The organism is Streptomyces sp. NPDC005496 (assembly GCF_042872045.1).
GTDB lineage: Bacteria > Actinomycetota > Actinomycetes > Streptomycetales > Streptomycetaceae > Streptomyces.
On record NZ_JBIAJQ010000016.1, the window covers coordinates 181,190 to 207,905 of the forward strand.

Genomic DNA, 26,716 nt, shown 5'->3' on the forward strand with positions numbered 1-26,716 from the left:
GTGGCATGTCGATTTCGCCGACGTGCGAATCCCCGAGCGCACACTGAGCGAAAGGCCCTGGCGCTTATGAACACCACGGTCAGCTGCGAGCTGCACCTGCGCCTCGTTGTGTCGAGCGAGTCCTCACTGCCTGTACCCGCAGGACTGCGGTATGACACGGCCGATCCCTACGCCGTGCACGCCACCTTCCACACCGGAGCCGAGGAAACCGTCGAGTGGGTGTTCGCCCGCGACCTCCTCGCCGAGGGCCTGCACCGGCCCACCGGAACCGGCGACGTCCGAGTCTGGCCGTCCCGGAGCCACGGTCAGGGCGTCGTCTGCATCGCCCTCAGCTCTCCGGAGGGTGAAGCCCTCCTCGAGGCCCCGGCACGGGCTCTCGAGTCGTTCCTCAAGCGAACCGACGCCGCCGTGCCCCCCGGCACGGAACACCGGCACTTCGATCTCGACACGGAGCTCTCCCACATCCTGGCGGAGAGTTAGCGAGAGACCCAGAGCCGCCCGGCGCCGTCCACTCGGGGAGACGGCTCGGGCCTGGACAACTGCATACGGCACACACCGGCGCCGTCGCCGCGGAACCCCGCGGAGGCGGCGCCGGTGCGCGTCCGGCGAGCGGCCGGGCCGTCCGGGATCGTTCCCCGGCCCGGCCCGCACCGGTCCCCGCGGGCGCCGAGCCGCTAGGCTCGGCCCCCATCGGCGGGCGCCCGCCCGACTTCTGGCCAGGGAGCGAATCGTGCTGATCACCCACGACACCCGGTGCGCCCTCGACACCGTGGTGGATCTGGTGAACACCGTGCCCGAGGACGACGCGGCGGACCGGCTCCCGGACGTCGCCGCCCTCGCGGACTTCGTACGAAAGCACGAGATCAGCGATGTGGGCGTGCTCTCGGCGCAGGACCTGGCGGCCGTGCAGGAGGTCCGCGCCCGGTTCACCGGGATCTTCGCGGCGGACGATCCGCGGGCCGCGGCCGCGCTGATCAATGAACTGGTGGCCGCCGCGGGGACCACGCCCCGGCTCACGGATCACGACGGCTACGACTGGCACGTGCACTACTTCGCGCCCGGCGCCTCGGTCGCCGACCACCTCGCGGCGGACTGCGGGATGGCGCTGGCCTTCTTCGTGGTCGCCGGGGAGCAGGAGCGCCTGCGCCGGTGCGAGGCGCCGGACTGCCGGCGCGCCTTCGTCGACCTCTCCCGCAACCGCTCCCGCCGTTACTGCGACAGCCGCACCTGCGGGAACCGTCTGCACGTGGCCGCCTACCGCGCCCGGCGCAAGGAAGCGGCGAGCTGACGGAGCCCGCAACGGGTGGCGCCAGGGGCTCCGTGTACGGCTCAGAGCAGCAGCAGATCGTGCAGCGAAGCCATGAGCAGCAGACAGCCGATCACCGCAAGGAAGATCATCAGCGGTGGCTGGGAAAGTGCGAAGAGACAACCCCGCCGTTCCTCGGAAGGGGCGGCGGTGTCGCTCTGTGTTGTGTCCAGCATCTCGCGGTGATGATGACCTACGGCAGACCCCCGGGGCGATCAACACGCCCGAAATGACCGGGAGTTCATGAATTTCGCGAACTGCGGTGATGGACTTGATCACTTGGGCGGGTCCGGCTGATCACTTTCGGCTGGGTCGTTTCGGTTCGTCGTGGAGCGCGGAGGTGCCCGCGGTCGCGAACCGCCGGTCGCGCGCCGCTCAGATGCCGTGCTTCTTCAGGATCGCCTCGATGTCGCTGAAGTCGTCCGAGGAGCCCGCCGGGCGCTGCGCCGGGGCCGGCCGCACCGCCGGTCGCGCGCCCCCGCCCTGGGAGGGCGCCGACGCCTCGGGGGCCACCGCATCGCGACGGGCGGCCCGCGCCGCCTTGCGTTCCTTGCGGGTGCCGCCGCCGCGGCGCTCCACCGCCCGCGTGGCCAGGAACAGCAGCCAGGCACAGCCCAGCACGGCGAACCCGGCCCAGGCGGTCGGGCTGAACGCGGTGTCCGCTGCCCAGCCGACCGCGCCGGTCATCACCAGGCCGACGGGCACCAGCGAGTAGGCGGCGATCCGGGCCGCGGCCAGGAAACGCTTGCGGTAGGCCGTGACCACGGCGATACCCAGCCCGGCCGCGGACACGGCGGAACAGACGGTCTCGGCAATCATCCGGTCCTCCGGCTGGGTGCGGTCGGGAAGGGGGCTTACGTCCCTTCCATCCTGCACCGGCCCCGGCCCGCTGTGCCATGCCCCGGGCGGACCTCAGGGACATCTCCGGGTCGGGGTCCTCCCCAGGTCCCGGTTGGGGTGCCGGGGCCGCGGCTGGAAGACTGGGCACCATGAACGACTCCCCCGCCGCGCGCCCCGTCCCTCCGGTCCTGGACGTCTGGTGCGAACTGCAGTGCCCGGACTGCCGCACCGCCCTGGACGATCTGCGCGCCCTGCGCGCCCGCTACGGCGACCGCCTGGAGCTGCGGCTGCGGCACTTCCCGCTGGAGAAGCACAAGCACGCGTTCGCCGCCGCCCAGGCCGCCGAGGAGGCGGCCGAGCAGGGCAGCGCCTGGCCGTACGTGGAGGCCGTGCTCGGCCGCGTCGAGGAGCTGGACCGCCGGGGCGAGCCGTTCCTCGTCGAGGTGGCCCGTGAACTCGGCCTGGACGCCGAGGAGTTCGACACCGCGCTGATCGACGGCCGGCACATCCTGATCGTCGACGCCGACCAGGCCGAGGGCAAGGCGATCGGTGTCACGGGCACGCCGACGTATGTCATCGGCGGGGAGCGCCTCGACGGCGGCAAGAGCCAGGAGGGCCTGCGCGAGCGCGTCGAGGAGATCGCCGACCGGCTGCTGGCGGAGCACGGGGCCTGACCGGTCCCGGGCCGCCGCCGTCCTACAGCAGGCTCTTGTACATGTGGTAGGCCGTCGTCTCGTAGCCGAGCGACTCGTACAGCCGCTCGGCCGGGGTGTTGCCCGCGAAGACGTTGAGGCCGACGACCGTCCGGCCGGCGGCGACCGCCTGCGCCTCGGCCAGCAGCATGAGGGAACGCCCGTGGCCCCGGCCCCGGTACGCCGCGTCGGCCTCGACGTCGAAGACGAAGGCGCGCTCCTCCTGAAGGGCCAGCCACAGGGTGCCGACCGGGGTCCCCTCGTGCTCCAGGACGCTGATCAGCACGTTCTCGGTGGCCACGCCCTGCGCGAGCAGCTGGTCGTGGTCGCGTCGCGACTTCTCGTACGCCTCCGCCTCGGGCACCCCCCGCTCGATCCACAGCTGCGCGTAGCTCTCCCTGGCCCGGGCCTCCCAGGGGCGGAACTCGTCCTCGGTCATCGGACGCGCGCGGGTGCCCGGGGGCAGCTCCGGGGGTGTGGCGGCGAGGCGCTTCTCCATGCCGCGGTTGCGGGTGACGTAACCCAGCGCGCGGGTCAGCCGGAGCGCGGCGGCGGCGTCGGCGGGCACGGACGCCTCGATCCGCCGGCAGCCCCAGCCGCGGGCCACCTCCTCGACGGCGAGGGCGGCCACCGCGCCCCGCCCGCGTCCGCGGTCGGGCTCGTCGATGCGCAGGTCGGTGGCGAGGGCGACGTCGGCTCCGTAGAGCGCGTGGGTGCTGAGGTGTATCGCGCCCACGGGACGGCTGTTCACGCAGACCTGGAAGTGGCGCGAACGCGTCCCGTCGGCGTGGTGCTGGAGCGGCTCGGTCGGCCGCAGGGTCGTGGTCATCAGGGGTGTTGTACCCGCCCCGCGCTCCGGCGTCATCCGGATTTACCGGCTGTGCACGGTCACGGGTCCAGGTCGTCGCCCGCGCGCTCCTCGAAGATCCGCATGGCCTTTGCGGTCACCGGGCCCGGCGCGCCCGGCAGTTCGCGCTCGTCGACGCGGTGCACCGCCTGCACGTCCCGCAGCGTCGAGGTCAGGAAGATCTCGTCGGCGCGCTCCAGCACGTCGAAGGGCAGATCGGTCTCCCGGGCGCCCGCCCACTCGACGGCGAGGGCGCGGGTGATGCCGGCGAGGCAGCCGGAGACGACCGGCGGGGTGTGGATCTCGCCGTCCAGGACGACGAAGACGTTCGATCCCGTGCCCTCGCACAGCTGCCCCACCGTGTTCGCGAACAGCGCCTCGGAGGCGCCCTGTTCGCGGGCCCGGGCGAGCGCGACGACGTTCTCCGCGTACGAGGTGGTCTTGAGGCCGGTGAGGGCGCCGCGCTCGTTGCGGGTCCACGGCACGGTGACGACGGCGGTCGAGTCGGGACGGCGAGTGGACGCGCCGAGGGCGACGACCAGCGTCGGGCCGTGCTCGCCGCGGTCCGAGCCGAGCGGCCCGTGACCGCCGGTGTACGTGATCCGGAGCCGGCCCAGCGGCATCGGGTTGGCCTCGATGACGGCGGCGCAGGCGCGGCGCACCTCGTCGAGGTCGGGGTCGGGCAGGCCGAGGCCGCGCGCGGAGCGGGTCAGCCGGTCGAGGTGACGGGTCAGCGCGAACGGCCGCCCGTCGACCGCCTTCACCGTCTCGAAGATGCCGTCGCCCACGGTCAGTCCGTGGTCGAAGACGGAGACGCGGGCGGACTCGGTGTCCTGCAGCCCGCCGTCGAGCCAGATCTTCACGAAAGGGTCCCTCCACTCTCCTCGTACGTCCCCGACGCTACCGCGAGCAGCCGGGAGGCCTTCAGCTCGGTCTCCCGCCACTCGCCCTCGGGGTCCGAGCCCCAGGTGATGCCGGCGCCCGTGCCGAAGCGCAGCTCCCCCGCCGTCCGGTCGATCCAGAAGGTGCGTATGCCCACGGCCAGCTCTCCGGTGCCCCGGTCGGCGTCGACCCAGCCGATGCCCCCGCAGTAGGGGCCGCGGGGCGCGGTCTCCAGGGCGTCGATGATCCGCAGTGCGCTGGACTTGGGGGCGCCGGTGACGGAGCCGGGCGGGAAGGCGGCGGCGAGGAGCTCCGGCCAGCCCGCCTCCTCGCGCAGTTCGCCGCGGACGGTCGAGACGAGGTGGACGAGCCCGGGGTGCTTCTCCACGACGCACAGGTCGGGGACGCTCACGGTGCCGGTGGCGCAGACCCGCCCGATGTCGTTGCGGACCAGGTCCACGATCATCACGTTCTCGGCGTAGTCCTTCTCCAGCAGGTCCGCCTCGGTGCGTCCGGTCCCCTTGATCGGACCCGACTCGACGGTCCGGCCGTCGCGCCGCAGGAACAGTTCCGGGGAGGCGGTGGCGATCTCGACGCCGTGCCCGGGCAGACGAATCGTTCCGGCGTACGGTGCCGGGTTGCCCCGGGCGAGCAGCGCGGTCAGCGCGTCCAAGTCGGCGTCGGACGCGACGGGCGCGGAGAGCACCCGGCACAGGTTCGCCTGGTACACCTCGCCGGCCGCGATGTGCCGCCGGATGCGCCGCACGCCCTCGGTGTACGCGGCGCGGTCGAGCGACGACGTCCAGTCACCGGCGGCCGGTCCCCGCCACCGCCCCGGCACCGGAGCGGGCACCGCCTCGGGGCGTACGTCGGCGAAGCGGGCGCAGGTCAGGCGGCCCTCGAAGTCGGCCGCGACGGCCCAGAAGCCGGCGGATTCCAGAGCCGCGGGGTCGCTGGTGACGTCGAGGAGATTGGTCGCCACGAGGCCGCCGAAGCGGGCGAGAGCAGGGAGGTCGTGCACGTTGTCGAGTCTAGGGTGGGTGACCTGCGGGCGGGCCCGGCCGCGTCCTGGCGCGGACGCACCGCAGCACGCTGCGCAAACGCGTTTTTGTGCTGGCCCCGGAATCCGCTAGAGTTCAACACGTCGCCGGGACGCGTGAGCCGACCGGAAACGACAAGCGGACGTAGCTCAGTTGGTAGAGCGCAACCTTGCCAAGGTTGAGGTCGCCAGTTCGAACCTGGTCGTCCGCTCGCAGGAAGAGGGGGATCTTCCCGACCCCCCGCACTCCTGGTGGAGTGGCCGAGAGGCGAGGCAACGGCCTGCAAAGCCGTCTACACGGGTTCAAATCCCGTCTCCACCTCCAAGGACGATTAGCTCAGCGGGAGAGCGCTTCCCTGACACGGAAGAGGTCACTGGTTCAATCCCAGTATCGTCCACTGGATCTCGTCGAAGATCCGTACCCGCGCGATTAGCTCAGCGGGAGAGCGCTTCCCTGACACGGAAGAGGTCACTGGTTCAATCCCAGTATCGCGCACGCAGTACACGCACCACGCAGCACGCCCCGCGCGATTAGCTCAGCGGGAGAGCGCTTCCCTGACACGGAAGAGGTCACTGGTTCAATCCCAGTATCGCGCACCAGCCGAAGCCCCCGGCCGTCTCGACGGCCGGGGGCTTCGTCGTGCGTCCCGCCGGAAGCGGACAGGGGCCCTCCGGTGCGGAGGGCCCCCGCTCGTCAGGACGAGAAGAGCATGCGCCCGAAGCTCTTCTGGCGGTGGTGGCCGCCGTAGTGACCGCCGTGGCCGCCCTGCGGGGCACCCCACGCCGGTGCCGGGGCCGAGGGGTAGGCCTGCGGGGCCGGAGGCGGCGGGGCGGGCTGCGACCACTGGGACTCCAGGCGGGTCAGGGACTCCAGCTCGCCGTAGTCGAGGAAGATCCCGCGGCAGCCGCTGCACTGCTCGATCTGGACGCCATTGCGGTTGTAGGTGTGCATGGGCGCATGGCACTTCGGACACTGCATGCTCGGCTCAACTCCTCGCCGTCGGTGCTGCTTCGTGTGACACCAGGACAGACACTGCCCGGCTGCGGTCGGTTGCACCCTACTTCGCGTGCGCCCGCGTCAACTCGGGCGGGAGGGCCGCCATTCGGTCGCAGGCGTCGACGACGGCGAGCTCGACCTCGTCCAGAGGGCGTTGCGCCGCCGCGGACTTGGCGATCGCCAGGGCCGCGGTCTGCACGGTGAGGGCACGGGCCGGTACGTCCAGCGCCGGCCAGGGGTCGCCGTCGGCGGGAACCGCGGGGCCGTCCGCCTGCCGGTAGGCGGACAGGAAGCGGTGCCACGCCTCGGGCGGCAGGAGACCGCAGGCGTACCAGGCGGCCGGGCGGGCCAGGTCCCAGGCGGGGACCCCGTGGCCCAGGTCGTCCACGTCGATGAGCAGCCAGCGGCCGGTCGTCTCCGGGTGGCGCACCAACTGGCCGAGGTGGAGGTCACCGTGGCAGAGGGCGCGGGGTCCGTCCGGCATCGGCGCTTCGGCGCGGGCCCAGGGCGGCAGGCCGGCCCAGGCCCGCAGGACCGGTGCCGCGGCGGGGTGCGGGCCGGCCGCCCCGAGCCGGGCGATCGCGCGGGCCGCCTTGACGGGGCCGCGCATGGCGGGCAGCCCGTCCGGCACGGGCGCCCGGTGCAGCCGGGCCAGCAGGGCGGCGGCGGCTTCCCAGGGGGCCGCCTCGGGTGTCTCCGGGTCGACCGGGGTGCCGTAGGGCCAGAAGGTCACGGGGCGGCCGTGCAGGTCGACGGGGGCGGGGCGCAGCGGCGGGAGGAGGACGCCGGAGAGGGCCGGGTGGGCGGCGACGGCCAGGCGCCGGGAGAGCTCGCGGTGGTCCGTGCCGGGGTCGTGCGCCTTGGCGACGGTGTCGCCGTGCCGGACGACGGTGCCGTCCCGCCGGTCGGCGAGCACCGCGTCGTCGTGCGCGCAGGCGGCGCCGGCGGGATGGGCCGCGCCGCGCGCCTGGGCGGTCAGCGCGGGCAGCACGTCTGCGGTCACGGGTCCCCCTCGGGTGCGTTCGGTTCGGGGCGAGCGTACGCAGGCGGAGCGCCGCCCCGGTCACCGGCGGTGGGGTCCGCGCGAGGGGGCGGGCCGGTCCGCGGCGCGCCCGGCCGGGCGCGGACATGGCAATGCCCGCGCAGCTCCCCAGCTGCGCGGGCATTTTTGCCGTCCGCCGCACCCCCGTCCCCACGGGGTTTCATGGCCGGATGTCCCCGCCCGGACCGCTCTTCCGGGCCTGGGGCGCCGCTCAGCGCCCCAGCATCACGCCCACGGACGACGCTTGTGTGACCACTGCTTCCCAGCCGCCGAAGACGACCACGAGCAGGGCCGCCAGGGGAAGGACCATCGCTGTCGCCACCAAGGGGTGGCGGCGGCCCGGGCGGCTGGTGCCGAACGCGGCGGTGTACGCCTTGCGTCCCTGCGTGCGGATCGCCGTCCGCGATGCCGTGTGGGCCATGGTCCCTCTCCTGACCGAGCTTCTGTTGTGGTTGGCAGCGGCGGGTGTCTGACCTCGGGGGACGAGTGCTGCACCCGCCGCTTGACCTCAAATCTAGGTGCGCGGCGGACGTGGGTCGTCATGCCCTCGTACCGATTGCCGGGCCTCCCGGAGGATGAGCGATGACCTGCGGCGTACTCCCCTGGGTGGAGACGAGGTCATCCATCTCAGGGTCTTCCCGGAGGGGACGTCCTGTGCGCCCCTACTGTTCCGAGCTGTCCTCCCTCGGGATCGGCTGCTCCACCAGCGCCAGCACCCGATTCGCCATGAACCGGGCGGTGCGCACCACTGATCCGCTGCGGGTGACTTCGCTCACTTCCACGACGCCCCGCCGCACCGCCGTCTCCACCCGGCGGCCCGCCCTGCTCGCCACCACCTCGTACGTACGTGTCGTGTCCCCGGCGTCCACGACTATCTCCACTCGGTCACCCTTCACGCGTTCAATCCCCCTTCTGGGACGGCTGGTTGGGATCCCGGGCAGCTCGCAGCAGGCCCGGTCGCGCGTTCTCTGACCACCTTTCAAGTTTCCCACCCGGCACTGACAATCGATCGGGTCGCGAGGGCGCGGCCTATGCGCGCACCCGGCCGTGGAAACGTAAGCTGTGGCTCGTCAAACGGACCGGGCAGCGGGGATGGACATGGCGATGATGCGCCTGAGGCGCGAGGACCCGCGTGTCGTCGGCTCGTTCAGGCTTCACCGACGGCTCGGCGCGGGCGGGATGGGCGTTGTCTACCTGGGCTCCGACCGGCGTGGTCAGCGGGTCGCCCTGAAGGTGATCCGGCCTGATCTGGCGGAGGATCAGGAGTTCAGGTCGCGGTTCGCGCGTGAGGTCTCGGCGGCCCGGCGGATCAGGGGCGGATGCACGGCGCGGCTGGTCGCGGCCGATCTCGAGGCGGACCGGCCGTGGTTCGCCACGCAGTACGTTCCCGGTCCCTCGCTGCACGACAAGGTCGCCGAGGAGGGTCCGCTGAGCGCGGCCGACGTGGCGGCGGTCGGCGCCGCCCTGTCCGAGGGCCTGGTCGCCGTGCACGAGGCCGGTGTCGTCCACCGCGACCTGAAGCCGTCCAACATCCTGCTGTCCCCGAAGGGCCCCCGGATCATCGACTTCGGGATCGCCTGGGCGACGGGCGCCTCCACCCTCACCCACGTCGGTACGGCGGTCGGGTCCCCGGGGTTCCTGGCGCCCGAGCAGGTGCGCGGTGCCGCGGTCACCCCGGCGACCGACGTGTTCTCGCTGGGGGCCACCCTCGCGTACGCGGCGACGGCCGACTCGCCCTTCGGGCACGGCAGTTCCGAGGTGATGCTGTACCGCGTGGTGCACGAGGAGGCGCAACTGCACGGGGTCCCCGACGCGCTGGCCCCGCTGGTGCGGGCCTGCCTCGCGAAGGACCCCGAGGAGCGGCCCAGCACGCTGCAACTGTCGCTGCGGCTCAAGGAGATCGCGGCCCGTGAGGCCCAAGGGCTCGCGGACGTACGGCCGCCCGCGCCGCGTACCGACCCGGACCGGCCGAGCGGACGGCTCGCCGAGCAGTACGCCGAGCAGCGCACCCAGCGGCGTCCGCAGGGCCCGCAGACCGGGCAGGGCACTCCCCCGGCCCGCGCGGGCGGCTCCCGGACGGGCGGGTCCCGGTCGGGGTCGCGGCCGGCGCCGTCGCGCAACACGACCCGCTCGGGCGGCCGGCCCGCTCCGCGCAGTGGCGCCGGGCGGCAGGGGCCCCGCACCACCGGTACCGGCCGGCGGCCCGCCAATCCGCGGCTGCTGCGTCAGCGGCTGTTCGTGTTCGTCGTGGTGACGCTGCTGGTGGCGCTGGGCATCGCGGCGGCGCAGGGCTGCCAGGGGCCGGCCCGGGGACTCGGCGGCGAGGGCGCCCGTGCGGACGCGGGGCACGCACAGGCGTACGCGCCGCCGGGCGAGGGACACCGCGCCGCTCCGTAGCTGCGGTCGGCGGGTCCCCCTGGGTGGTCAGGCCGTCGGGCGGCCCGTGGCCACGGCGTAGAAGGCGACCGCCGCCGCCGCGCCGACGTTCAGCGAGTCGACTCCGTGGGCCATCGGGATGCGCACCCACTCGTCGGCGGCGACCAGCGCCCGGGTGGACAGGCCGTCGCCCTCCGCGCCGAGCATCAGGGCCACGCGTTCCATCCGGTGGGGCGCGGCCTCGTCCAGGGTCGCGGCCTTCTCGTCGGGGGTGAGCGCGAGGAGGGTGAAGCCGGCCTCGCGGACCGTCTCCAGGCTCTTGGGCCAGGATTCGAGCCGGGCGTACGGCACCGAGAAGACGGCGCCCATGGAGACCTTCACCGAGCGCCGGTAGAGCGGGTCGGCGCAGTCCGGGGAGAGCAGCACGGCGTCCATGCCGAGGGCCGCCGCCGAGCGGAAGATCGCGCCGATGTTGGTGTGGTCGTTGACCGACTCCATGACGACCACGCGGCGGGCCGAGCGCAGGAGTTCGTCCGCCGTCGGCAGCGGTTTGCGCTGCATGGAGGCGAGGGCCCCGCGGTGCACGTGGTAGCCGGTGACCTGTTCGGCGAGCTCGGGGCTGACCGCGTACACCGGGGCCGGCAGCTCGTCGATGACGTCGCGCATGACGTCGACCCACTTGGCGGAGAGCAGCATCGAGCGCATCTCGTAGCCGGCGTCCTTGGCGCGCCGGATGACCTTCTCGCCCTCGGCGATGAACAGGCCCTCGGCCGGTTCGCGCTTGCGGCGCAGCTCCACGTCGGTCAGGCCTGTGTAGTCGCGCAGACGCGGGTCGTCGGGGTCCTCAATGGTGATGAGATCGGCCACAGGGTGATACTGCCTTGTCCTGGGTGCGGTGCCAACGGCTTGGAACGGGTGGGTTACCCGGGGTTACGCGGAGATCCCGGGCGGCGGGCTCTCCGGGTCCTTTCGGCGGCCGGTGACCTCCGGAGGGGTCGCGGGCCGGGTGCTGCACGGCTACTCGGCGAGTCCGGGAGCCGGGTTCGCGGACGCCGCCTCGTCGAACAGGTCCTTGAGGAGACCCGCGCCCACGTTGACGACCTCGCCGACGACGATGACCGCCGGGGGCTTGACCTCCTCGGCGCGCACGGTGTCCGCGACCGTCGCGAGGGTGGCGTCGACGCGCCGCTGGGCGGCCGTCGTGCCCTCCTGGACGAGGGCGACCGGGGTGTCGCCGGCCCTGCCGTTGTCCATGAGGGTGCGGGCGATGGCGCCGATCTTGTCCACGCCCATCAGGACGACGAGCGTGCCGCGCAGCCGGGCGAGGGCCGCCCAGTCGACGAGAGAGCGCTCGTCGTCGGGGGCGACATGGCCGCTGACGACGGTGAACTCGTGCGCGACCCCGCGGTGCGTGACGGGGATGCCCGCGGCGCCCGGGACCGAGATCGAGCTGGAGATGCCCGGGACGACCGTGCACGGGATGCCCGCCTCCGCGAGCGCCTGGGCCTCCTCCATGCCCCGCCCGAAGACGAAGGGGTCGCCGCCCTTCAGGCGGACCACCGCCTTGCCCTGCCGGGCGTGCTCGATCAGCGCGTCGTTGATGGCCTCCTGCGCCATGAAACGGCCGTACGGGATCTTCGCGGCGTCGATCACCGCGACGTGCGGCGGGAGTTCGGCGAGCAGGTCGCGCGGGCCGAGACGGTCGGCGATGACCACGTCGGCCTCGGCGAGCAGGCGCCGCCCGCGGACGGTGATCAGGTCCGGGTCGCCGGGTCCGCCGCCGACCAGGGCGACGCCCGGGACGCGGGTGCGGTGGTGCGGCGCCACCAGCGTGCCGTCGCGCAGTCCCTCCACCACCGCGTCGCGGATGGCGGCGGTGTGGCGGGGGTCGCGGCCCCGGGCGTTCGTCGTCAGCACGGCGACCGTGACGCCCTCGCTGTGTCCGGTGGCCGGGGTCCAGGCGGTGGCCGCGTCGGCGTCGTCGGAGCGGACGCACCAGACGCGGAGCCGCTCCGCCTCCGCGGAGGCCCGCACGTTCGCCGCCGTGTCGCTGGTGGCGATCAGGGCGTACCAGGCCTCGGCCAGGTCGCCGTCCTCGTAGGACCGCCGCGTCCAGGTGATCTCGCCCGCGTCCGCCATCGCCTCGACGGAGGGGGTGGCCCGCGGGGACACGAGGTGGACGTCGGCGCCGGCCGCGATCAGGGCGGGAAGGCGGCGCTGGGCGACCTGGCCGCCGCCGAGGACGACGACGCGGCGGCCGGCGAGACGGAGGCCCACGGGGTAGGCGGGGTGTTCGGCCATGGAGGTGCGGCTCCTCGTGCGGGGCGGTGCGAGACGGGCCCCCTGCGCCTTCGGAGCGGGCCTGACGTGCGGATTTTAAGCTGCGGGTGACAGCGGTGGCTCGGGCGGGTGCGGGTTACCTCCCCGCGCCCGGCCCCGCCCGAAACCGGGACGGCGCCCTCGGGACGCCGTCCGTGCGGTCAGGGGAGGCCCCGCGTCCTGCCGTACCGTCGCCGGGCGACGGGGCGGGACGCGGCGCTCGCGGCTACTTCTCGGTCACGCCCGCGGAGTCGAAGGTCGCCACCTCGTGCATCGCCCGGGCCGCGCTCTGCACCACCGGCAGCGCGAGGAGGGCGCCGGTGCCCTCGCCGAGCCGGAGGTCGAGGTCGACCAGCGGGCGCAGGCCCAGCTTGTTCAGGGCCGCCACATGGCCGGGCTCCGCGCTGCGGTGGCCGGCGATGCAGGCCGCGAGGACCTCGGGGGCGATCGCGCGGGCCACCAGGGCCGCCGCTCCGGCGCTGACGCCGTCCAGGATCACCGGGGTGCGCAGGGACGCGCCGCCCAGCAGCAGGCCGACCATGGCGGCGTGCTCGAAGCCGCCGATCGCGGCCAGGACGCCGATCGGGTCGGCCGGGTCCGGCTGGTGCACGTCGAGGGCGCGGCGCACGACCTCGGTCTTGCGGGCCAGGGTCTCGTCGTTGATGCCCGTGCCGCGCCCGGTGACCTCACTCGGGTCGGTGCCCGTGAAGACGGAGATCAAGGCCGCCGACGCGGTGGTGTTGGCGATGCCCATCTCACCGGTCAGCAGGGCCTTGTTGCCGGCCGCGACCAGGTCGCGGGCCGTCTCGATGCCGACCTCGATGGCCGCCCTGGCCTCCTCGCGGGTCATCGCCGGGCCGGTCGTCATGTCGGACGTGCCCGCGCGGATCTTGCGCGGCAGCAGGCCCGGGGTCGCGGGCAGGTCGGAGGCGACGCCCACGTCGATGACGCAGACCTCGGCGCCCACCTGGTTGGCGAAGGCGTTGCACACCGCGCCGCCGCCCAGGAAGTTGGCCACCATCTGGGCGGTGACCTCCTGCGGCCACGGGGTGACGCCCTGGGCGTGGACACCGTGGTCGCCGGCGAAGATCGCGACGGCCGCGGGCTCCGGGATCGGCGGCGGGCACTGGCGGGACAGGCCGGACAGCTGCGCGGAGATGATCTCCAGCATGCCGAGGGCGCCGGCCGGCTTCGTCATCCGCTTCTGGCGCTCCCAGGCCTCGCCGAGCGCCTTGGCGTCGAGCGGGCGGATGTTGGTGACTGTCTCGGCGAGCAGGTCGTGCGGCTCCTCGCCGGGCAGCGCGCGGCGGCCGTAGGTCTCCTCGTGGACCACCCACGACAGCGGGCGGCGCTTGGACCAGCCGGCCTGCATCAGCTCGGGCTCGTCCGGGAACTCGTCGACGTAGCCGACGCAGAGGTAGGCCACGACCTCCAGGTGCTCGGGCAGGCCGAGGGCGCGCACCATCTCGCGCTCGTCGAAGAAGCTGACCCAGCCGACGCCGAGGCCCTCGGCGCGCGCGGCGAGCCAGAGGTTCTCGACCGCGAGCGCGGAGGAGTACGGGGCCATCTGCGGCTGCGTGTGACGGCCCAGGGTGTGCCGTCCGCCGCGGGTCGGGTCGGCGGTGACGACGATGTTCACCGGGGTGTCGAGGATGGCCTCGATCTTCAGTTCCTTGAACTGCTTGGCGCGGCCCTTGGGCAGGGACTTGGCGTACGCCTCGCGCTGGCGGGCCGCCAGTTCGTGCATCGAGCGGCGGGTCTCGGCGGAGCGGATCACCACGAAGTCCCAGGGCTGGGAGTGGCCGACGCTCGGCGCGGTGTGGGCGGCCTCCAGGACGCGCAGCAGCACGTCGTGCGGGATCGGGTCGCTGCGGAAGCCGTTGCGGATGTCGCGGCGCTCGCGCATCACCCGCAGCACGGCCTCGCGCTCGGCGTCGTCGTAACCGGGCGCGGCCGGGCCGGTGGACTCTCGTACGTCTTCCACTGCGGCCGTGCTCTCTTCCTGGTCGGCGCCCTGGGTGTCCAGGTCGTCCGCCTGCTGTGCGACTACGGGTTCCGGGTCCGCGGCGGGCGGCTCCGGAGCGGGGGGTGCCGGGGGTGCCTCGGCCTCGCGCGGGGCGGGCACGGCGGCGACGGGTTCGGCGTCCGTCGGAAGGCCCGTGACGGGGCCGGGTTCGGCCACCGGTTCCGCGGCGGACTCCGGGACCGCTTCGGCCACCGGCGGGTGGACGGGCTCGGGTTCCTCGGCCGGGACCTGGACGGGTGCGGTCGCCTCGGGCTCTGCTGCGGGGGCGGCCTGCTGGGGCTGCTCCTCCTGCGGGGGCAGCGGCGGCACCGCCATGGCGTGCGGGGGCGTCGGGGCCAGGTGCGGGGTGGTCGGCACCGAGCCGTCCACGGGGACGAACTCGCCGACGGAACGGTGGGCGTGCCGGCCGGCGCGCTGTTCCCGGGGCGTCTCGACAGGCGCGGGCTCGGGGGACCCGGCCGCTTCCTCGGGCAGGACCTCGCCCTGCGAACGGGCCGCCTGCGTCTGGCCGAGGACCGCGTGGGGTGCCGCCGCCTGTGCGCCGACTACCGCCGGGACGCCCCGCTGCGGCTCGGCCGCGAGGCCGGAGAACTGCTGGACGTGCGCCGTCTCCGGGTCGGGGGCGACGAAGCCGGGCGCGGCGTCCGCGAGCGGCTCCTCGGCCACCGGCGCCGTCTCGGCCTCGCTCGGCTGCGGGGCTTCGGCGGGCTGCTGCTGCGGCTCCACGACGGGCGCGAAGGCGGCGGCTGCTTCCGGCAGCCCGGTCGCGGCGTCGGCCTCGAAGGCCACCGGGTCGGCGGTCTGCGTCGGGGTCTGGTGGAGCTCGGGCTCACCGCTCTGCGGGTCCGGGGCCGCGTAGAGGTGCGCGCCGGAGTCCTGGACGGGCGCGGGCTGCGCGACCTCGGCGGGGGCCGGTTGATCGGCGGACGCGGCCGGGTGGACGTCGTCGACGGGCACCGACGGCTCGACGCCCTCGGGGTGGGCCGGCGGCTGCGGAAGGTGCTCCTCCGGCCGGACGGCGTCGAAGGCGGTCTGCCCGGTGTGCGCGTCCTCCGGGCCTTCCGGGGCCTGCGGGGCCACGGGGGCGGCCGGATCCTGCGGCGCGGCCGGGTCCGCCGGGGCGTACGGCTCCGGGGAACCGAGCACGGCGTGCCGGTCGAGGGCGGTGTCGAGGGCCTGCTGGTGCAGGTAGCCCTCCGGCGCGTGCGCGGCGTCGGCCGAGGGCTGGGCCTCGGGCGCCGGTACGGCGTCGGCGGTGTCCGGAGCCGGAACGTCCACGGCTTCCGGCGCCTGGAACTCGCCGGGCGCGGCCTCGGAGGCGTCCGGCGTCTCCGCGGGCTGCGCGGCCTCGGCCGGCTGCTCGAACGCGGTCTCCGGCTCGACGGGTACGTCAGCGGCCTGTGCCGGGGCCTCGGCGGGCTCGGGGGCCTCGGGGGCCTCGGCCACGGCGGTCGGCGCCGCCTCCGGGACGACCGTTTCTGCAGCCGTCCCCCCGGCACTCGCCTGCGGCACCGGCGGCACGTCCTGCGGCTGGGGCGCGGCACCCCAGGGCGCTCCCTGCTGAGGGACCTCCGCGGCCTGCGGGACGTCCAGGTACTCGGGGCCGATGGTCGGCGGGCCGGCCTGGCGCAGGGGCGCGGGTCCCGTGGGCGCACCGGCGGGACCGCGGTCGGCGAGCGAGCGCACGGGGCTGGACGAGCCGTCCGGGATCGGCGGGCCGAGGTGCAGCGGGCGGCGGGGCGTCGTCGGCTGCGGGGCCGGGGCCGGGGGCTGAGCCATGCGGACGGCACCGAGGTCGACCGAGCCGCTGTCGCGGCCGTCCGTCTCGTGCGGTCCGGGCTCGTGGACGAGCTGCGGACCCGGCTCCTGACCGGGCACCGGGCCCGGCTCGAGCGCGAGGGGCAGCGGAGGGGGCGGCGGCACTTCGTTGCCCCACGCGCCCTGCGCGCCCGGCATGAGAAGCAGGTCGTCGTCCTCGGCGGGGGTCTCGGAGGGGTCGAGGAAGGTGTACGCACCGTGCGCGGAGGCGCCCGGCTGCTCCACCATGCCTGCGTTCTCCGGCAGTCCCTCGCCCGGGACCTGGCCGGTGTCGGTCATGCGTACCCCTCGCCCATCGGTTAGTGCTCCTACGACCAGCTCGCCCGGAACGGCGCACCGACCGCCCCCGCAATGAAGAACGAGCGTGCGTGCCCAGCGGCACGAACGACCCGCCCGTAAAGGAGACAAAGCCATTAACTGGCATTGTCCCGGTCGTCCCGCCCTCGCGACAGCGTGATCCGCGACGGTCCACTGTGGACTGCGCCACGTTGCGCGTCCTCCGGTAACGCCGTACCACACCCAACCCAAAAGGGGCGCGTTTTCCGGACATTGGCCGACGAAGCGCCGGGCACGAATGCGGTACGACGATCGGTCAGCCTACCGCGCGCGGTACGACAAGCGGATCACGGGGCGCGATCGGGCAGACGCCCTGTGAGCAGGAACGCGACGCTCCGTTCCTTCTCCGTCCAGGCCCGTGTGTCGAGTTCGACGGCCTGGATGAGGGCGCACTCGACCTGGTAACCGTGCTCGGTCAGGTCCCGGCCGACGAGTTCGGCCGCGTCACGGGTCGCCGCGTGGGTCACGATGCGCTGCGGGCGGCGGTCGGCGACGGCCGAGACCACCGCCGCTCCCCCGCCGCCGACGCGTACGACGTCGGGCTCGGGGAGGTTCTCCAGGACGTGCGGGGCGGTGCCGGGCACGACGTGCACCTGGACGCCGAAGCGGCGGGCCGACTCCTCGGTGCGGGCGCAGGCGGCCGGGTCCCGGTCCACCGCGATGACCGCGGCGCCCGTGCGGGCGGCCTCGGTGGCGAAGGCGCCGCTGCCGGAGCCGATGTCCCACACCAGGTCGCCGATGCGCGGGCCGAGGCGGGCGAGCTGGGCCGCGCGCAGCAGATCCGTTTCGCCTTCGCCGAGTTCGCCGCCGTACGCCGTGGCGGGCAGCGCCCAGCCGCGCGGGCCGGCGCCGGGTTCGCGGCCGGCGATCCAGCCGCCGCCCTCGGTCGCGGCGACGAACCCGCCGATGACGATGACGACGTTGGGGTCGCGCCAGGTGTGGTCGGCGGCCTTGTCGGAGGTGACGACGCTGACCTGCTCGCGGTCGGTGCCCAGTTCCTCGCAGATGACGAAGGTGCGGTGGACGCCTTCGAGGAGCAGACCGAGTTCCGCGGGGCCGGCACCCGGCGAGGTGAGGACGGCGACCTTGGTGTGGGCGCGGCACACGTTCACTGCGCGGCGCAGCGAGCGGGGGTGGGCGACGACCACGTGGGCGTCGTCCCAGGGCATCCCGGCGCGGGCGAAGGCGGCGGCCACGGAGGACACGGCGGGGACGACCTCGACCTCGAGGCCGAACTCGGGGGCGCGCAGGGTGCGTACGACTCCGAAGAAGCCGGGGTCCCCGTCGGCGAGGACGACGGCGGTGCCGCGGTGGTTGGCGATGCGGCGGGCGGCGAGGGCGACGCTGCCGAGGCGGACGCGCTCGGCGGTCGCGGGGATCTCGGGGAGTTCGAGGTGGTGGCCGGCGCCCGCCACCAGTGTGGCGGCGCCGAGAGCGGAGCGCGCCGCGGCGGTCAGCGGCGAGCCGTCCCAGCCGATCACCGTGACCCGGTCGGCCATCGTCGTCAGTCTCCAGAGGGTTTTTCGCAGCGTGTCAGGGGACAGCCCACGCACGGGCTCCGTGAGGGTACCTGGTGCGGCCGCACGGCGCCGCGACGGGCCCCCGGGGGGTGGAAGCGCTCCCGCGGTGTCAGTTCCAGTCGGAGTACGACGTGTAGCCGGTCGTCTCGGCGAGTTCCTCGGCGACACCGTCGAGGTCCTCCGGCAGGAGGCTCCACACGATGAAGTCGGTGCGCAGGTCGGCCCAAGTGCCGTCCTCGGTGCGGGTGCGCGCTATGCAGGCGTTGCGCAGGACGCCCTCGCTGATGCAGCCGATCTTCTGGGCGACCTGCTGGGAGGCGGTGTTGTCGGCGGCCGTGCGCAGTTCGATCCGCTCGAACTTCTGGTCGCGGAACAGCCATTGGGCGGTGGCGAGGGCGGCCTCGGAGGCGTATCCCTCACCGCGGGCCCAGGGGGCGATGATGTACGACAGTTCGGTGGACCGGATGTGCCAGTTGGTCCTGCCGAGTTGGACGACACCGACCAGGCGCTGGGTGAGGAACTCCGTGACGGCCAGGTCGAGTCCGCGGCCGGACGTGCGCTCGTCGGGCGCGTATTCGGAGATCCAGCGGCGGGCGCCGTCCTCGGTGAAGGGCTGGGGCACGGACGTCCAGGCGGCGACCAGTTCGTCGTTCATCATCTCGGCCAGGGCCGGGACGTCGTCCTCCTCGAGCGGGCGCAGCACCAACCGCTCCGTGCTGATGGAGATGCCGGGGAAGGTGCTCGTCATGCGCCGCTCCGTAACCTTCGGGAACCGTCGGGCCGTCGGAAATCGTCGGGCCTGCTGAACTGCCCAGCATGCAGCATGGAAGCACCGGAACGCACCACGGGGTCCACTCCCGGTGAAGAGTGGACCCCGTGCGGTGACGAGGGCGTCCGGCGGTGCTCACCGGCGGGACGGGACCTCGTCCGTTCCCCGGCGAACTGCCCCTCGGCGGAAGGCGCGAGGAGGTTCGCGCCCCGCGGACTCCTCGTCGCGGCGCGGCAGGACGGTCAGAAGGACGCCAGGACGGAACCGGCGTACTTGTCCTCGATGAACTTCTTCACCTCGGGCGAGGTGAGCAGCTTGGCGAGCTTCTTGACACGCGGGTCGTCCTCGTTGCCCTTCTTCACGGCGAGGAAGTTGCCGTACGGGTTGTCCTTGGCGGACTCCAGGACGAGGGCGTCCTCGGCGGGCTTGAGGTCGGACTCGATGGCGTAGTTGCCGTTGATCACCGCGGCGTCGACGTCGTCGAGGGAGCGGGGCGTCTGGGCCGCCTCCAGCTCCTTGAACTTGAGGTTCTTCGGGTTCTTGACGATGTCGCCCGGGGTCGCCTCGTTGCCCACGCCGTCCTTGAGCGTGATGATGCCGTTGGCGTCGAGGAGCTTGAGCGCGCGCGCCTCGTTGACGGTGTCGTTCGGGACGGCGACCGTCGCGCCGCTCTTGAGGTCGTCGGCCTTCTTGACCTTGTGCGAGTACAGGCCGAGCGGCTCCAGGTGCACCGTGACGACGGGCACGATGTGGGTGCCCTTCTTCTTGTTGAAGTCGTCGAGGTAGGGCTGGTTCTGGAAGTAGTTGGCGCCCACGGACCCGTCCTCGGTCGCCGTGTTCGGCGTGACGTAGTCGGTGAACTCCTTGACCTCCAGGTCGAGGCCCGCCTTCTTCGCCAGGTTCTTCTGGACGAAGTCGAGTATCTCGGCGTGCGGGACGGGGCTCGCGGCGACGACCAGCGGACCGCTGGTGTCGGAGGCGGAGTCCTTGTCCGAACCGCAGGCGCTGAGGCCGAGGGTGAGGGCTCCGGCGGCGAGGACGGCAGTGGTGATCTTGGCGGTGTTACGCACGAAAAGTGCCTTTCCTTATGGGTGAAGCGGCCCCGTCTGGGTGGGACGGGGAGTCTGGGGTCAGCCCTTCTTGACGGCGTCGGTCGCGACCGTGGCGGGGAGGGCGCCGCCGAAGGGGCGGAAGAGCAGCAGGGGGCCGGACTTGGCGCCCCGGCGGTGCAGGGCCCGCGCGGCGAAGTCGCCGCCGAACTGGAGGAAGGAGATCGCGACGGCGAGCACCGCGACGGTGATCCACATCAGGCCGGTCTCGAAGCGCTGGTAGCCGTAGCGGATGGCGATGTCGCCGAGTCCGCCGGCGCCGACCGTGCCCGCCATGGCGGAGTAGCCGATGAGCGCGATGACCGTGGTGGTGGCGCCGGAGATCAGCGACGGCAGGGCCTCGGGCACGAGGACGCTGCGTACGGTCTTCCAGGTGCTGCCGCCCATCGACTGGACGGCCTCGACCAGCCCGTCGTCCACCTCGCGGACGGACATCTCGACGAGCCGCGCGTAGAAGGGGATGGCGCCGATGGCGAGCGGCACGATCGCCGCCTCCCGCCCGATGGTCGTGCCGGTGATGGTGCGGGTGAAGCTCATCAGCGCGACCATCAGGATGATGAACGGCATCGAGCGGGCGATGTTCACGACCTGCCCGATCACCTTGTTGGCCACGACGTTCTGCAGCAGTCCGCCGCGGTCGGTGAGGACCAGCAGGAGGCCGAGCGGCAGTCCGCCGACGACCGCGATCAGCGTGGACCAGCCCACCATGTAGAGCGTGTCCCAACACGCCTGGGACAGCAGGGGCTGCATCTCCGACCAGGTCACTTGGCACCTTCCTTCACGAACGCGGACTGCTGGGCCGCCCGGCCGACGAGATCGATCTGCAGTCCCTGCTCGCGCAGGAAGCCGATCGGCACGACGTTCTCCTCGTAGGGGCCGGGGAGTTCGATGCGCATCCGGCCGACCTGCTTGCCCGCGACGGTGTCCATCGCGGCGCCCAGGATCGAGATGTCGATGTTGTAGGTGCGCGAGAGCTGGGAGATGACCGGCTGGGTGGCGGCCTCACCGTGGAAGGTGACGTCGATGACGGTGCGGTCGTCGGCGGAGGCGTCGCCGCTCACCGGGAAGAGCGCGGCGGCCAGTTCGGAGCCGGGGGTGGCGAGCAGTTCCGGGACGGTGCCGGACTCGACGATCCTGCCGTCCTGCATGAGGGCGGCCGAGTCGCAGATGCTCTTCACGACGTCCATCTCGTGGGTGATGAGCAGGACGGTCAGGCCCAGCTGCCGGTTCAGGTCGCGCAGCAGCTGGAGGATGGACCGCGTGGTCTCGGGGTCCAGGGCGCTGGTGGCCTCGTCGGAGAGGAGCACCTTCGGGTCGCCGGCCAGGGCGCGGGCGATGCCGACCCGCTGCTTCTGTCCGCCGGAGAGCTGAGCCGGGTAGGTCTTCGCCTTGTCGGAGAGGCCGACCAGGTCGAGCAGTTCGAGTGCCTTGCGCGCCCGCTCCCGGCCGGAGACGCCGAGGATCTCCAGGGGCAGTTCGACGTTGTCCTGGACGGTGCGCGAGGACAGCAGGTTGAAGTGCTGGAACACCATGCCGATGTGGCTGCGCGCCCTGCGCAGTTCCCGGCCGGCGCGCGGGCCGCGTCCGGCGAGGGCGGTGAGGTCCTGTCCGGCGACGCTCACCGTGCCGGCCGTGGGGCGCTCCAGGAGGTTGACGCAGCGGATGAGGGAGGACTTGCCGGCGCCGGACTGGCCGATGACGCCGTACACCTCGCCTTCGCGTACGTGCAGATCGACGCCGTCGAGGGCGGTCACCTCACGGCCGCGCGAGCGGTAGACCTTGGTCAGGCCCGTTGTCGTGATCACTGGGTTTCCGTCACTGTCGAGTGCAGGGCGTGGGTGTGCCCCGGCACGGGTGCATTCGGTCGGGAACGCGGCACGGTTCTCGCGATGGCGAGCGAACCGGGGAGAACGTGTGCGCGGGGGCCGGCTCCGTCACGCAGGGACTACGGACAGGGCACAGCTGTCTCGCTTCGGGGCGCGAGGCTCAGGGGTGGTGCGGGGGCCCTCAGAAGGCGCACATTCGACACATACAACGAGCACCGGGCGTCGTGGTCGCCTCGGTCGCAAGGATGCGGCTGCTCGTCGTGGTCATGGGATCAGTAAAGCAGACGTACGGACGGGTACCGGCACCCCTGTCCGAATAGCGGACAGCCGTGGACGGTGGTCCCGCGCGCGGCGCCCCTCCGTTCTCCCGCGCGTGACCAGCGGGGACGGGGCGGAGCGGCGCGTGCCGTGCCGGGAGCGCCGGGCCCGGCCTCCGTCGGCTGTGGTCAACACCACGGCGGCTCCCGCCGGTGCGCCGCGCCCGCCCGGGCCTCGCCGGGGGCGGGCGCGGCGGGCCTTTTGGTGCGTAATAGGGTCACGGCATGCTTGATGCCCTGACGGTCTCGACCGCCGTCGCCGCGCTCGTGCTCGCCGCCTGGTGCGGCTGGGCCGCCTACCGCGACCAGCCGACCAAGGACTGGCACTTCATCGGCATGGCCGTGGTGTCGCTGCTGGCCCTGGTGCAGTTGGTCGTCGGCGTCGTCCAGCTCTCGCGCGGCGAGAAGCCGGAGCAGGGCACGACGATCTTCGTGGCGTATCTGCTGGGTGCCGTGGCGTGCGTGCCGGCCGCGGGGTTCATGTCGCTGGCGGAGCGCACCCGCTGGGGCTCGGTCACGGTCGCCGCCGGCGGCGCGGTCCTCGCCGTCCTCGAGGTACGGCTCTACGACATCTGGGGAGGCTGAGATGGCGGCCGCCGACGAGCACGGGAGCGTGCGCGGGCAGGACCCGGCACCGGGCGGGAAGCGGGTCCGGCTGATCCGCGGGCCGGGCATGCTGCTGGTCTGGCTGTACGGCGTGATGGTCGTCGGGGCGGTGTCACGGTCGGCGGTGCAGATCTCGACGGAGTTCGACAAGGCCCCGCTGGCCTACTCGCTGTCGGCCGTCGCCGGGCTGGTGTACGGCTTCATCACGTACTCGCTCGTGCGGGGCGGCGAGACGGCCCGCCGGGCGGCGCTGGTGTGCTGCGCCGCCGAGCTGGCGGGCGTCCTGATCGTCGGCACCTGGACGCTGGTCGAGCCGTCCGCGTTCCCGGACGCGACGGTCTGGTCCGACTACGGGATGGGCTACCTCTTCATCCCGGTGCTGCTGCCGGTGACGGCGATGTACTGGCTCCGCCGGGCCCGCACCGACGTCTGACCGCCGTCGACGCACGGGCATCCGGAGCCCCGGGCACCGCCCGTGACGGACGGCGCCCGGCGCGGGCGAACCGCTAGGCGCTCGTGACGAAGGCGCTCGCGTCTGCGCCCTTCGCGAGGGTGACCAGGGTGAGGCGCTCGTCGACCCGCTCCCGGGAGACCGGGGCGTAGCCGTGCTTCCGGTACAGGCGCAGGTTGTGCTCGCTGCGGTGACCGGTGAACAGCTGGTAGGACTTGGCGGCTCCGTCCGCGCCCAGACGTGCCTCGATGGCGGAGAGCAGGCGTCCGCCCAGGCCGTGGCGCCGCATGCGCGGGTGGACGATGAGCTTGGCGATGCGCGCCGTGCCGTCGGCGTCGACGACGCCGCGCACGGAGGCGACCACCTCGTCGCCGAGCCGGGCCACCAGGACCGTGCCCTGGGCCAGTTCGGCCCTCAGGGAGTCCAGCGGCTGGGTGAGGGGTTCGATGCTGTAGTCGCCGTACAGCTCGGCCTCGCTCTGGTAGCAGAGGTACTGCAGCTTGAGGATCTGTTCGGCGTCCTGCTCGGTCGCCCCCGAGATGGTCACGCTCATGCCCATGTGTGCATGCCTCCCGCTCACCTGTTTACCGGTTGTCCCCCACTCCTATCCCCGCGCTTCGAGAGCCGCAACCTCCGGTGTGAGCAATCGACGCAGACATCCCAGGCATCTGGAACGTTCCGGGCCCAGGCTGCCCTGTGAGATACCCAACTCGCCTGCGATCTCCTGGTAGGTCAGGTCCTTGGGCGAGAGCAGCGCCGCCAGGAGGCGCGGGCAGCGGCCGGGCAGGCGCCGCACCGCGTCGTGCAGGGCGCGGTGGCGGGCGGCGGTGAGGGCCACCTGCTCCGGGCCCGGCCGCCGGTCCTCGGCCGGCTCGGCGCCGTACGGCCGTTCGAGGCGGCTCGTACGGCGGCTGCGGCGGGCCTCGGAGCGCACGGCGCGGCGCAGCCAGCCCTGCGGGTCCAGGGGCGGTCCGTCCGTGTCGAGGCGCTCCAGGAGGCGGAGCCAGACCGCCTGTTCCAGGTCGCCGGGTTCCGCGCCCGACGCATATGCCTCCGCCGAGGCCTCGGCCGCGAGCAGCGGGCGCAGCGTGGCAACCATGTCCGATGTCATATGCGGCACGACGCCGCCGCCCCGGCGAGTGGTTGCCGGGGCGGCCGGGTGTCACCCCATCCGGGGTCGGTGGCTCAGCCGTTGACGAAGTCCTCGCGGGCGAGCAGCGCGGTGTCCGGGTTGTCGGAGAAGACGCCGTCGATGCCGGTCGCGAAGTAGGTCCGGAAGGCGCCGAACGCGTCGCCGTAGGCGTTCGGGTCGGTGCCCTTGCGGAAGTTCGCGGGCAGGAAGGTGTTCTCGTTGCGCATCGTGTACGGGTGCAGGATCAGGCCCGCCTCGTGCGCGTCGTCGACGAGCGTGGTCGGCGTGGTGAGGTTGCCGCTCGCGTCCTTCGGGATGATCAGGTCGAGCGTGGGGCCGATTCCCTGGGCGTACGACGCGATCCACTCCAGGCCGGCGGGCTTGACGAGGTCGGCGACGGTGCGCGGGTCGCCGGACTCGACGAAGTCGTAGGGGCGGCTGCCGGCGCTGGAGAGGAGCACGGCGAGCGGGTTGCCGACCAGCTTGTCCATGCGCTGGATGCTGGTGGGCTCGAAGGACTGGATGATGACCGGCGAGTTCTTCTTGTCCTTGCCGTGCTTGCGCAGCAGCCGGGCGAGCCGCTCCTCGGTGCCGAGGCCGAGCTTGCGGAAGTAGGTGGGGTGCTTGAGCTCGGGGTAGATCCAGACCTGCTTGCCGCGCTTGCGGGTCTGCTCGTCCTGCCAGCGCAGCACCTCCTCGAAGGTGGGGATCTCCCAGCGGCCGTTGTAGATCGTGTTGCGCTGGCGGGTGCCGGGGATGCGCTCGACCGCGCGCAGCGTCTTCAGCTCGGCGAGCGTGAAGTCCTCGGTGAACCAGCCGGTGGTGGCGACCCCGTCGAGCGACTTGGTGGTCTTGCGGTCGGCGAACTCGGGGTGCGCGGCGACGTCGGTGGTGCCGCCGATCTCCGGTTCGTGCCGGCACACCAGGTGGCCGTCCTTGGTGGGCACGAGGTCGCCCGCCTCCACGACGTCCGCACCCATGTCGAGGGCCAGCTCGTACGAGCCGAAGGTGTGCTCCGGCCGGTAGCCGCTGGCCCCGCGGTGCCCGATGACGGTCGGCGTCGGCAGGCTCCGGTAGCCGCCGCCGTGCCGCCCGTCGGCTCTGGCCGCGCCGGGCAGCCCGAGGACCGCTCCGCCCGCGCCGAGCACCGCCGCGCCGAGCAGTGCCCGCCGCGCCGTACCCCGTCCCTGCTCGCCCGTCTCCTGCGTCCCCATGAGCGCTCCTCCCGCCGTACCGCCCTGCACCTGTCAAAGCGGGACGATCGTAGGTGCCCGCGGGTGACGGGAGGGAGACCTCGGACGGAACACGTGGGTGACGCTGGATGTCCTGTGGGGTCCGCGAGTTGGCGTTTCGCCCGGTTGGGGGGCGCGGGTCCGGGTACCCGGTCGGCGGCGGTCCCGGACGTCACCCGACAGGCGGTACGTCCGCGACGTCCGTCACATGTTTCCCCGGCGCGGCGGCGGCCGCGCGGGACGCCACCGCAGGTGAACGCATGTCAACATCGCGTATCCGCTCGGTGAACCCGATGTGCAATCACCGGGCGCCCGCGAGTATCGTCCTCACCTGCACATACTTCATACCGATCCCTTGACACCGGAGGGCCCGTTGTCCCGCTTCGTGCTCATCAAGGCAGTGCTCGGACCGATCATGCGCCTGATGTTCCGCCCACGGGTGGAGGGCGTGGAGCACATTCCCGGCGACGGTCCCGTCATCCTGGCCGGCAACCACCTCACGTTCATCGACTCGATGATCCTCCCGCTGGTCTGCGACCGGCAGGTGCTGTTCATCGGCAAGGACGAGTACGTCACCGGCAAGGGCTTCAAGGGTCGCCTGATGGCCTGGTTCTTCACCGGCGTCGGCATGATCCCGGTGGACCGGGACGGCGCGAACGGCGGCGTCGCGGCGCTGATGACCGGCCGCCGCATCCTGGAGGAGGGCAAGGTCTTCGGCATCTACCCCGAGGGCACCCGCTCCCCCGACGGCCGTCTCTACCGGGGCCGCACCGGCATCGCCCGGCTCACCCTGATGACGGGCGCCCCGGTCGTCCCGTTCGCGATGATCGGCACCGACAAGCTCCAGCCCGGCGGCGCCGGCATCCCGCGCCCGGGCCGGGTCACGGTCCGCTTCGGTGAGGCGATGGAGTTCTCCCGGTACGAGGGCATGGACCGCGACCGCTACGTGCTGCGGGCCGTCACCGACTCGGTGATGACCGAGGTCATGCGCCTCTCCGGCCAGGAGTACGTCGACATGTACGCCACGAAGGCGAAGGCCGCTTAAGCACCGGACGAGCGGGCCGCGGCCCCCGGCCCCCCCCCCCCCCCCCCCGCCCCGCCGCCCCCCCCCCCCCCCCCCCCCCCCCCCCCCCCCCCCGCAACGGCGCCCACAGGGACGGTCACCCCTCGGGAGAGTCGGCCCCGGCGACGGGGACCACGCACGTTCCCTTGCGCCACCACTCCGGCAGCATGG

At 73.2% G+C, this 26,716-nt stretch carries 27 protein-coding genes and 5 tRNA genes; 12 read left to right on the plus strand and 20 right to left on the minus strand.

All coding sequences use genetic code 11. From position 1 onward, the window contains the following. Window positions 1-66: 66 nt before the first annotated feature. Both ACFYQQ_RS37175 and ACFYQQ_RS37180 read left to right on the plus strand, forming a co-directional pair. On the plus strand, window positions 67-480 hold the full coding sequence (locus ACFYQQ_RS37175) for an SsgA family sporulation/cell division regulator (protein ID WP_003959770.1): 414 nt from the start codon (window positions 67-69) through the stop codon (window positions 478-480). Between the two features lie 250 nt (window positions 481-730). Beyond that, window positions 731-1,288 carry a CGNR zinc finger domain-containing protein gene (locus tag ACFYQQ_RS37180; RefSeq protein WP_356166613.1) on the plus strand — a complete coding sequence of 186 codons (558 nt, stop codon included), beginning with the start codon at window positions 731-733 and terminating at the stop codon, window positions 1,286-1,288. Window positions 1,289-1,329: 41 nt separating this feature from the next. On the opposite strand, the gene ACFYQQ_RS37185 is transcribed toward ACFYQQ_RS37180, so the two are convergent. Then, window positions 1,330-1,482, minus strand: a complete 153-nt coding sequence (locus tag ACFYQQ_RS37185; RefSeq protein WP_167459210.1) for a hypothetical protein — start codon at window positions 1,480-1,482, stop codon at window positions 1,330-1,332. Window positions 1,483-1,681: 199 nt separating this feature from the next. Further along, window positions 1,682-2,125, minus strand: coding sequence for a hypothetical protein (locus ACFYQQ_RS37190; RefSeq protein WP_356166617.1), 444 nt, complete (start codon window positions 2,123-2,125; stop codon window positions 1,682-1,684). A gap of 170 nt (window positions 2,126-2,295) precedes the next feature. On the opposite strand from ACFYQQ_RS37190, the gene ACFYQQ_RS37195 reads away from it, so the two are divergent. After that, entirely contained in the window at window positions 2,296-2,820 is a 525-nt protein-coding gene (locus ACFYQQ_RS37195; RefSeq protein ID WP_356242115.1) for a DsbA family protein, read from the plus strand. Window positions 2,821-2,842: 22 nt separating this feature from the next. On the opposite strand, the gene ACFYQQ_RS37200 is transcribed toward ACFYQQ_RS37195, so the two are convergent. From ACFYQQ_RS37200 to ACFYQQ_RS37210, 3 genes are read right to left on the minus strand one after another with little or no spacing between them, the layout of a single operon-like run. Next, window positions 2,843-3,667, minus strand: a complete 825-nt coding sequence (locus ACFYQQ_RS37200; protein ID WP_355795585.1) for a GNAT family N-acetyltransferase — start codon at window positions 3,665-3,667, stop codon at window positions 2,843-2,845. A gap of 59 nt (window positions 3,668-3,726) precedes the next feature. Then, entirely contained in the window at window positions 3,727-4,548 is an 822-nt protein-coding gene (locus ACFYQQ_RS37205) for an aminodeoxychorismate lyase (RefSeq protein ID WP_356242112.1), read from the minus strand. Next, the gene (locus ACFYQQ_RS37210) at window positions 4,545-5,588 is read right to left on the minus strand and encodes a chorismate-binding protein (protein ID WP_388906945.1); all 1,044 of its coding nucleotides are present in this window, start codon (window positions 5,586-5,588) and stop codon (window positions 4,545-4,547) included. Before ACFYQQ_RS37210 ends, ACFYQQ_RS37205 begins: the two co-directional genes overlap by 4 nt. Window positions 5,589-5,745: 157 nt before the next feature. Here ACFYQQ_RS37210 and ACFYQQ_RS37215 point away from each other — a divergent pair. From ACFYQQ_RS37215 to ACFYQQ_RS37235, 5 genes are all read left to right on the plus strand, one after another. Next, window positions 5,746-5,818 (plus strand) — tRNA-Gly (locus tag ACFYQQ_RS37215). 39 nt (window positions 5,819-5,857) lie between these two features. Then, window positions 5,858-5,931 (plus strand) — tRNA-Cys (locus ACFYQQ_RS37220). A gap of 1 nt (window position 5,932) precedes the next feature. Then, a tRNA-Val gene (locus tag ACFYQQ_RS37225) sits at window positions 5,933-6,004 on the plus strand. Window positions 6,005-6,030: 26 nt separating this feature from the next. After that, window positions 6,031-6,102 (plus strand) — tRNA-Val (locus ACFYQQ_RS37230). A 29-nt stretch (window positions 6,103-6,131) separates the two neighbouring features. Continuing rightward, window positions 6,132-6,206, plus strand: a tRNA-Val gene (locus ACFYQQ_RS37235). A 94-nt stretch (window positions 6,207-6,300) separates the two neighbouring features. Here the strand turns inward: ACFYQQ_RS37235 and ACFYQQ_RS37240 are convergent. From ACFYQQ_RS37240 to ACFYQQ_RS37255, 4 genes are all read right to left on the minus strand, one after another. Further along, window positions 6,301-6,585 (minus strand): zf-TFIIB domain-containing protein, encoded by a 285-nt coding sequence (locus ACFYQQ_RS37240; RefSeq protein ID WP_356166631.1) that lies wholly within the window; start codon window positions 6,583-6,585, stop codon window positions 6,301-6,303. A gap of 79 nt (window positions 6,586-6,664) precedes the next feature. Next, window positions 6,665-7,606: a phosphotransferase family protein gene (locus ACFYQQ_RS37245; RefSeq protein ID WP_388906948.1), complete on the minus strand. Its 942-nt coding sequence runs from the start codon at window positions 7,604-7,606 to the stop codon at window positions 6,665-6,667. A gap of 250 nt (window positions 7,607-7,856) precedes the next feature. Continuing rightward, window positions 7,857-8,066: a hypothetical protein gene (locus ACFYQQ_RS37250; protein ID WP_356166637.1), complete on the minus strand. Its 210-nt coding sequence runs from the start codon at window positions 8,064-8,066 to the stop codon at window positions 7,857-7,859. Window positions 8,067-8,307: 241 nt separating this feature from the next. Beyond that, entirely contained in the window at window positions 8,308-8,541 is a 234-nt protein-coding gene (locus ACFYQQ_RS37255; RefSeq protein ID WP_121404330.1) for a hypothetical protein, read from the minus strand. A 196-nt stretch (window positions 8,542-8,737) separates the two neighbouring features. On the opposite strand from ACFYQQ_RS37255, the gene ACFYQQ_RS37260 reads away from it, so the two are divergent. Beyond that, window positions 8,738-10,042, plus strand: coding sequence for a serine/threonine-protein kinase (locus tag ACFYQQ_RS37260; protein WP_356166681.1), 1,305 nt, complete (start codon window positions 8,738-8,740; stop codon window positions 10,040-10,042). A gap of 27 nt (window positions 10,043-10,069) precedes the next feature. Here the strand turns inward: ACFYQQ_RS37260 and ACFYQQ_RS37265 are convergent, their stop codons facing one another. From ACFYQQ_RS37265 to ACFYQQ_RS37300, 8 genes are all read right to left on the minus strand, one after another. Then, window positions 10,070-10,888, minus strand: coding sequence for an RNA methyltransferase (locus ACFYQQ_RS37265; protein ID WP_356166641.1), 819 nt, complete (start codon window positions 10,886-10,888; stop codon window positions 10,070-10,072). Between the two features lie 150 nt (window positions 10,889-11,038). After that, window positions 11,039-12,322: a uroporphyrinogen-III C-methyltransferase gene (gene cobA / locus ACFYQQ_RS37270; RefSeq protein ID WP_356166644.1), complete on the minus strand. Its 1,284-nt coding sequence runs from the start codon at window positions 12,320-12,322 to the stop codon at window positions 11,039-11,041. 244 nt (window positions 12,323-12,566) lie between these two features. Next, window positions 12,567-16,463, minus strand: coding sequence for a nicotinate-nucleotide--dimethylbenzimidazole phosphoribosyltransferase (cobT, locus tag ACFYQQ_RS37275; protein ID WP_388906953.1), 3,897 nt, complete (start codon window positions 16,461-16,463; stop codon window positions 12,567-12,569). 344 nt (window positions 16,464-16,807) lie between these two features. Next, entirely contained in the window at window positions 16,808-18,019 is a 1,212-nt protein-coding gene (gene cbiE / locus ACFYQQ_RS37280; protein ID WP_356166650.1) for a precorrin-6y C5,15-methyltransferase (decarboxylating) subunit CbiE, read from the minus strand. Window positions 18,020-18,149: 130 nt separating this feature from the next. After that, the gene (locus ACFYQQ_RS37285; RefSeq protein WP_355793632.1) at window positions 18,150-18,788 is read right to left on the minus strand and encodes a GNAT family N-acetyltransferase; all 639 of its coding nucleotides are present in this window, start codon (window positions 18,786-18,788) and stop codon (window positions 18,150-18,152) included. A gap of 263 nt (window positions 18,789-19,051) precedes the next feature. Further along, window positions 19,052-19,879 carry a MetQ/NlpA family ABC transporter substrate-binding protein gene (locus ACFYQQ_RS37290; RefSeq protein ID WP_355793634.1) on the minus strand — a complete coding sequence of 276 codons (828 nt, stop codon included), beginning with the start codon at window positions 19,877-19,879 and terminating at the stop codon, window positions 19,052-19,054. A 60-nt stretch (window positions 19,880-19,939) separates the two neighbouring features. After that, complete coding sequence (locus ACFYQQ_RS37295) at window positions 19,940-20,683, minus strand: methionine ABC transporter permease (protein WP_356166654.1); 744 nt, start codon at window positions 20,681-20,683, stop codon at window positions 19,940-19,942. Further along, window positions 20,680-21,723, minus strand: coding sequence for an ATP-binding cassette domain-containing protein (locus ACFYQQ_RS37300; protein WP_355782189.1), 1,044 nt, complete (start codon window positions 21,721-21,723; stop codon window positions 20,680-20,682). The genes ACFYQQ_RS37295 and ACFYQQ_RS37300 overlap by 4 nt, the downstream gene beginning before the upstream one ends. A 563-nt stretch (window positions 21,724-22,286) precedes the next feature. On the opposite strand from ACFYQQ_RS37300, the gene ACFYQQ_RS37305 reads away from it, so the two are divergent. Beyond that, entirely contained in the window at window positions 22,287-22,646 is a 360-nt protein-coding gene (locus ACFYQQ_RS37305) for a hypothetical protein (protein WP_356166657.1), read from the plus strand. Between the two features lies 1 nt (window position 22,647). After that, window positions 22,648-23,100 carry a hypothetical protein gene (locus ACFYQQ_RS37310; protein WP_388906959.1) on the plus strand — a complete coding sequence of 151 codons (453 nt, stop codon included), beginning with the start codon at window positions 22,648-22,650 and terminating at the stop codon, window positions 23,098-23,100. A 73-nt stretch (window positions 23,101-23,173) separates the two neighbouring features. Here the strand turns inward: ACFYQQ_RS37310 and ACFYQQ_RS37315 are convergent, their stop codons facing one another. The 3 genes from ACFYQQ_RS37315 to ACFYQQ_RS37325 all read right to left on the minus strand — a co-directional run bounded on the left by ACFYQQ_RS37315 (window position 23,174) and on the right by ACFYQQ_RS37325 (window position 25,464). Continuing rightward, window positions 23,174-23,677, minus strand: a complete 504-nt coding sequence (locus ACFYQQ_RS37315; RefSeq protein WP_355796069.1) for a GNAT family N-acetyltransferase — start codon at window positions 23,675-23,677, stop codon at window positions 23,174-23,176. A gap of 45 nt (window positions 23,678-23,722) precedes the next feature. Next, entirely contained in the window at window positions 23,723-24,229 is a 507-nt protein-coding gene (locus tag ACFYQQ_RS37320) for a sigma-70 family RNA polymerase sigma factor (protein WP_388906962.1), read from the minus strand. Window positions 24,230-24,303: 74 nt separating this feature from the next. Beyond that, window positions 24,304-25,464 carry a glycerophosphodiester phosphodiesterase gene (locus ACFYQQ_RS37325; protein WP_355794235.1) on the minus strand — a complete coding sequence of 387 codons (1,161 nt, stop codon included), beginning with the start codon at window positions 25,462-25,464 and terminating at the stop codon, window positions 24,304-24,306. Window positions 25,465-25,837: 373 nt separating this feature from the next. Between ACFYQQ_RS37325 and ACFYQQ_RS37330 the strand changes: the two genes are divergently transcribed. Then, window positions 25,838-26,527, plus strand: a complete 690-nt coding sequence (locus ACFYQQ_RS37330; protein ID WP_121404305.1) for a lysophospholipid acyltransferase family protein — start codon at window positions 25,838-25,840, stop codon at window positions 26,525-26,527. Window positions 26,528-26,716: the final 189 nt, after the last annotated feature.

Bases quoted from the DNA above. Each gene is read 5' to 3' on its own strand.
- cbiE (WP_356166650.1), bottom strand. From the start codon at position 18,019: ATGGCCGACCGGGTCACGGTGATCGGCTGGGACGGCTCGCCGCTGACC.
- ACFYQQ_RS37190 (WP_356166617.1), bottom strand. From the start codon at position 2,125: ATGATTGCCGAGACCGTCTGTTCCGCCGTGTCCGCGGCCGGGCTGGGT.
- ACFYQQ_RS37195 (WP_356242115.1), top strand. From the start codon at position 2,296: ATGAACGACTCCCCCGCCGCGCGCCCCGTCCCTCCGGTCCTGGACGTC.
- ACFYQQ_RS37260 (WP_356166681.1), top strand. From the start codon at position 8,738: ATGGACATGGCGATGATGCGCCTGAGGCGCGAGGACCCGCGTGTCGTC.
- cobT (WP_388906953.1), bottom strand. From the start codon at position 16,463: ATGACCGACACCGGCCAGGTCCCGGGCGAGGGACTGCCGGAGAACGCA.
- ACFYQQ_RS37200 (WP_355795585.1), bottom strand. From the start codon at position 3,667: ATGACCACGACCCTGCGGCCGACCGAGCCGCTCCAGCACCACGCCGAC.
- cobA (WP_356166644.1), bottom strand. From the start codon at position 12,322: ATGGCCGAACACCCCGCCTACCCCGTGGGCCTCCGTCTCGCCGGCCGC.
- ACFYQQ_RS37185 (WP_167459210.1), bottom strand. From the start codon at position 1,482: ATGCTGGACACAACACAGAGCGACACCGCCGCCCCTTCCGAGGAACGG.
- ACFYQQ_RS37240 (WP_356166631.1), bottom strand. From the start codon at position 6,585: ATGCAGTGTCCGAAGTGCCATGCGCCCATGCACACCTACAACCGCAAT.
- ACFYQQ_RS37305 (WP_356166657.1), top strand. From the start codon at position 22,287: ATGCTTGATGCCCTGACGGTCTCGACCGCCGTCGCCGCGCTCGTGCTC.
- ACFYQQ_RS37325 (WP_355794235.1), bottom strand. From the start codon at position 25,464: ATGGGGACGCAGGAGACGGGCGAGCAGGGACGGGGTACGGCGCGGCGG.
- ACFYQQ_RS37310 (WP_388906959.1), top strand. From the start codon at position 22,648: ATGGCGGCCGCCGACGAGCACGGGAGCGTGCGCGGGCAGGACCCGGCA.
- ACFYQQ_RS37315 (WP_355796069.1), bottom strand. From the start codon at position 23,677: ATGGGCATGAGCGTGACCATCTCGGGGGCGACCGAGCAGGACGCCGAA.
- ACFYQQ_RS37320 (WP_388906962.1), bottom strand. From the start codon at position 24,229: ATGACATCGGACATGGTTGCCACGCTGCGCCCGCTGCTCGCGGCCGAG.
- ACFYQQ_RS37175 (WP_003959770.1), top strand. From the start codon at position 67: ATGAACACCACGGTCAGCTGCGAGCTGCACCTGCGCCTCGTTGTGTCG.
- ACFYQQ_RS37285 (WP_355793632.1), bottom strand. From the start codon at position 18,788: ATGACGAGCACCTTCCCCGGCATCTCCATCAGCACGGAGCGGTTGGTG.
- ACFYQQ_RS37250 (WP_356166637.1), bottom strand. From the start codon at position 8,066: ATGGCCCACACGGCATCGCGGACGGCGATCCGCACGCAGGGACGCAAG.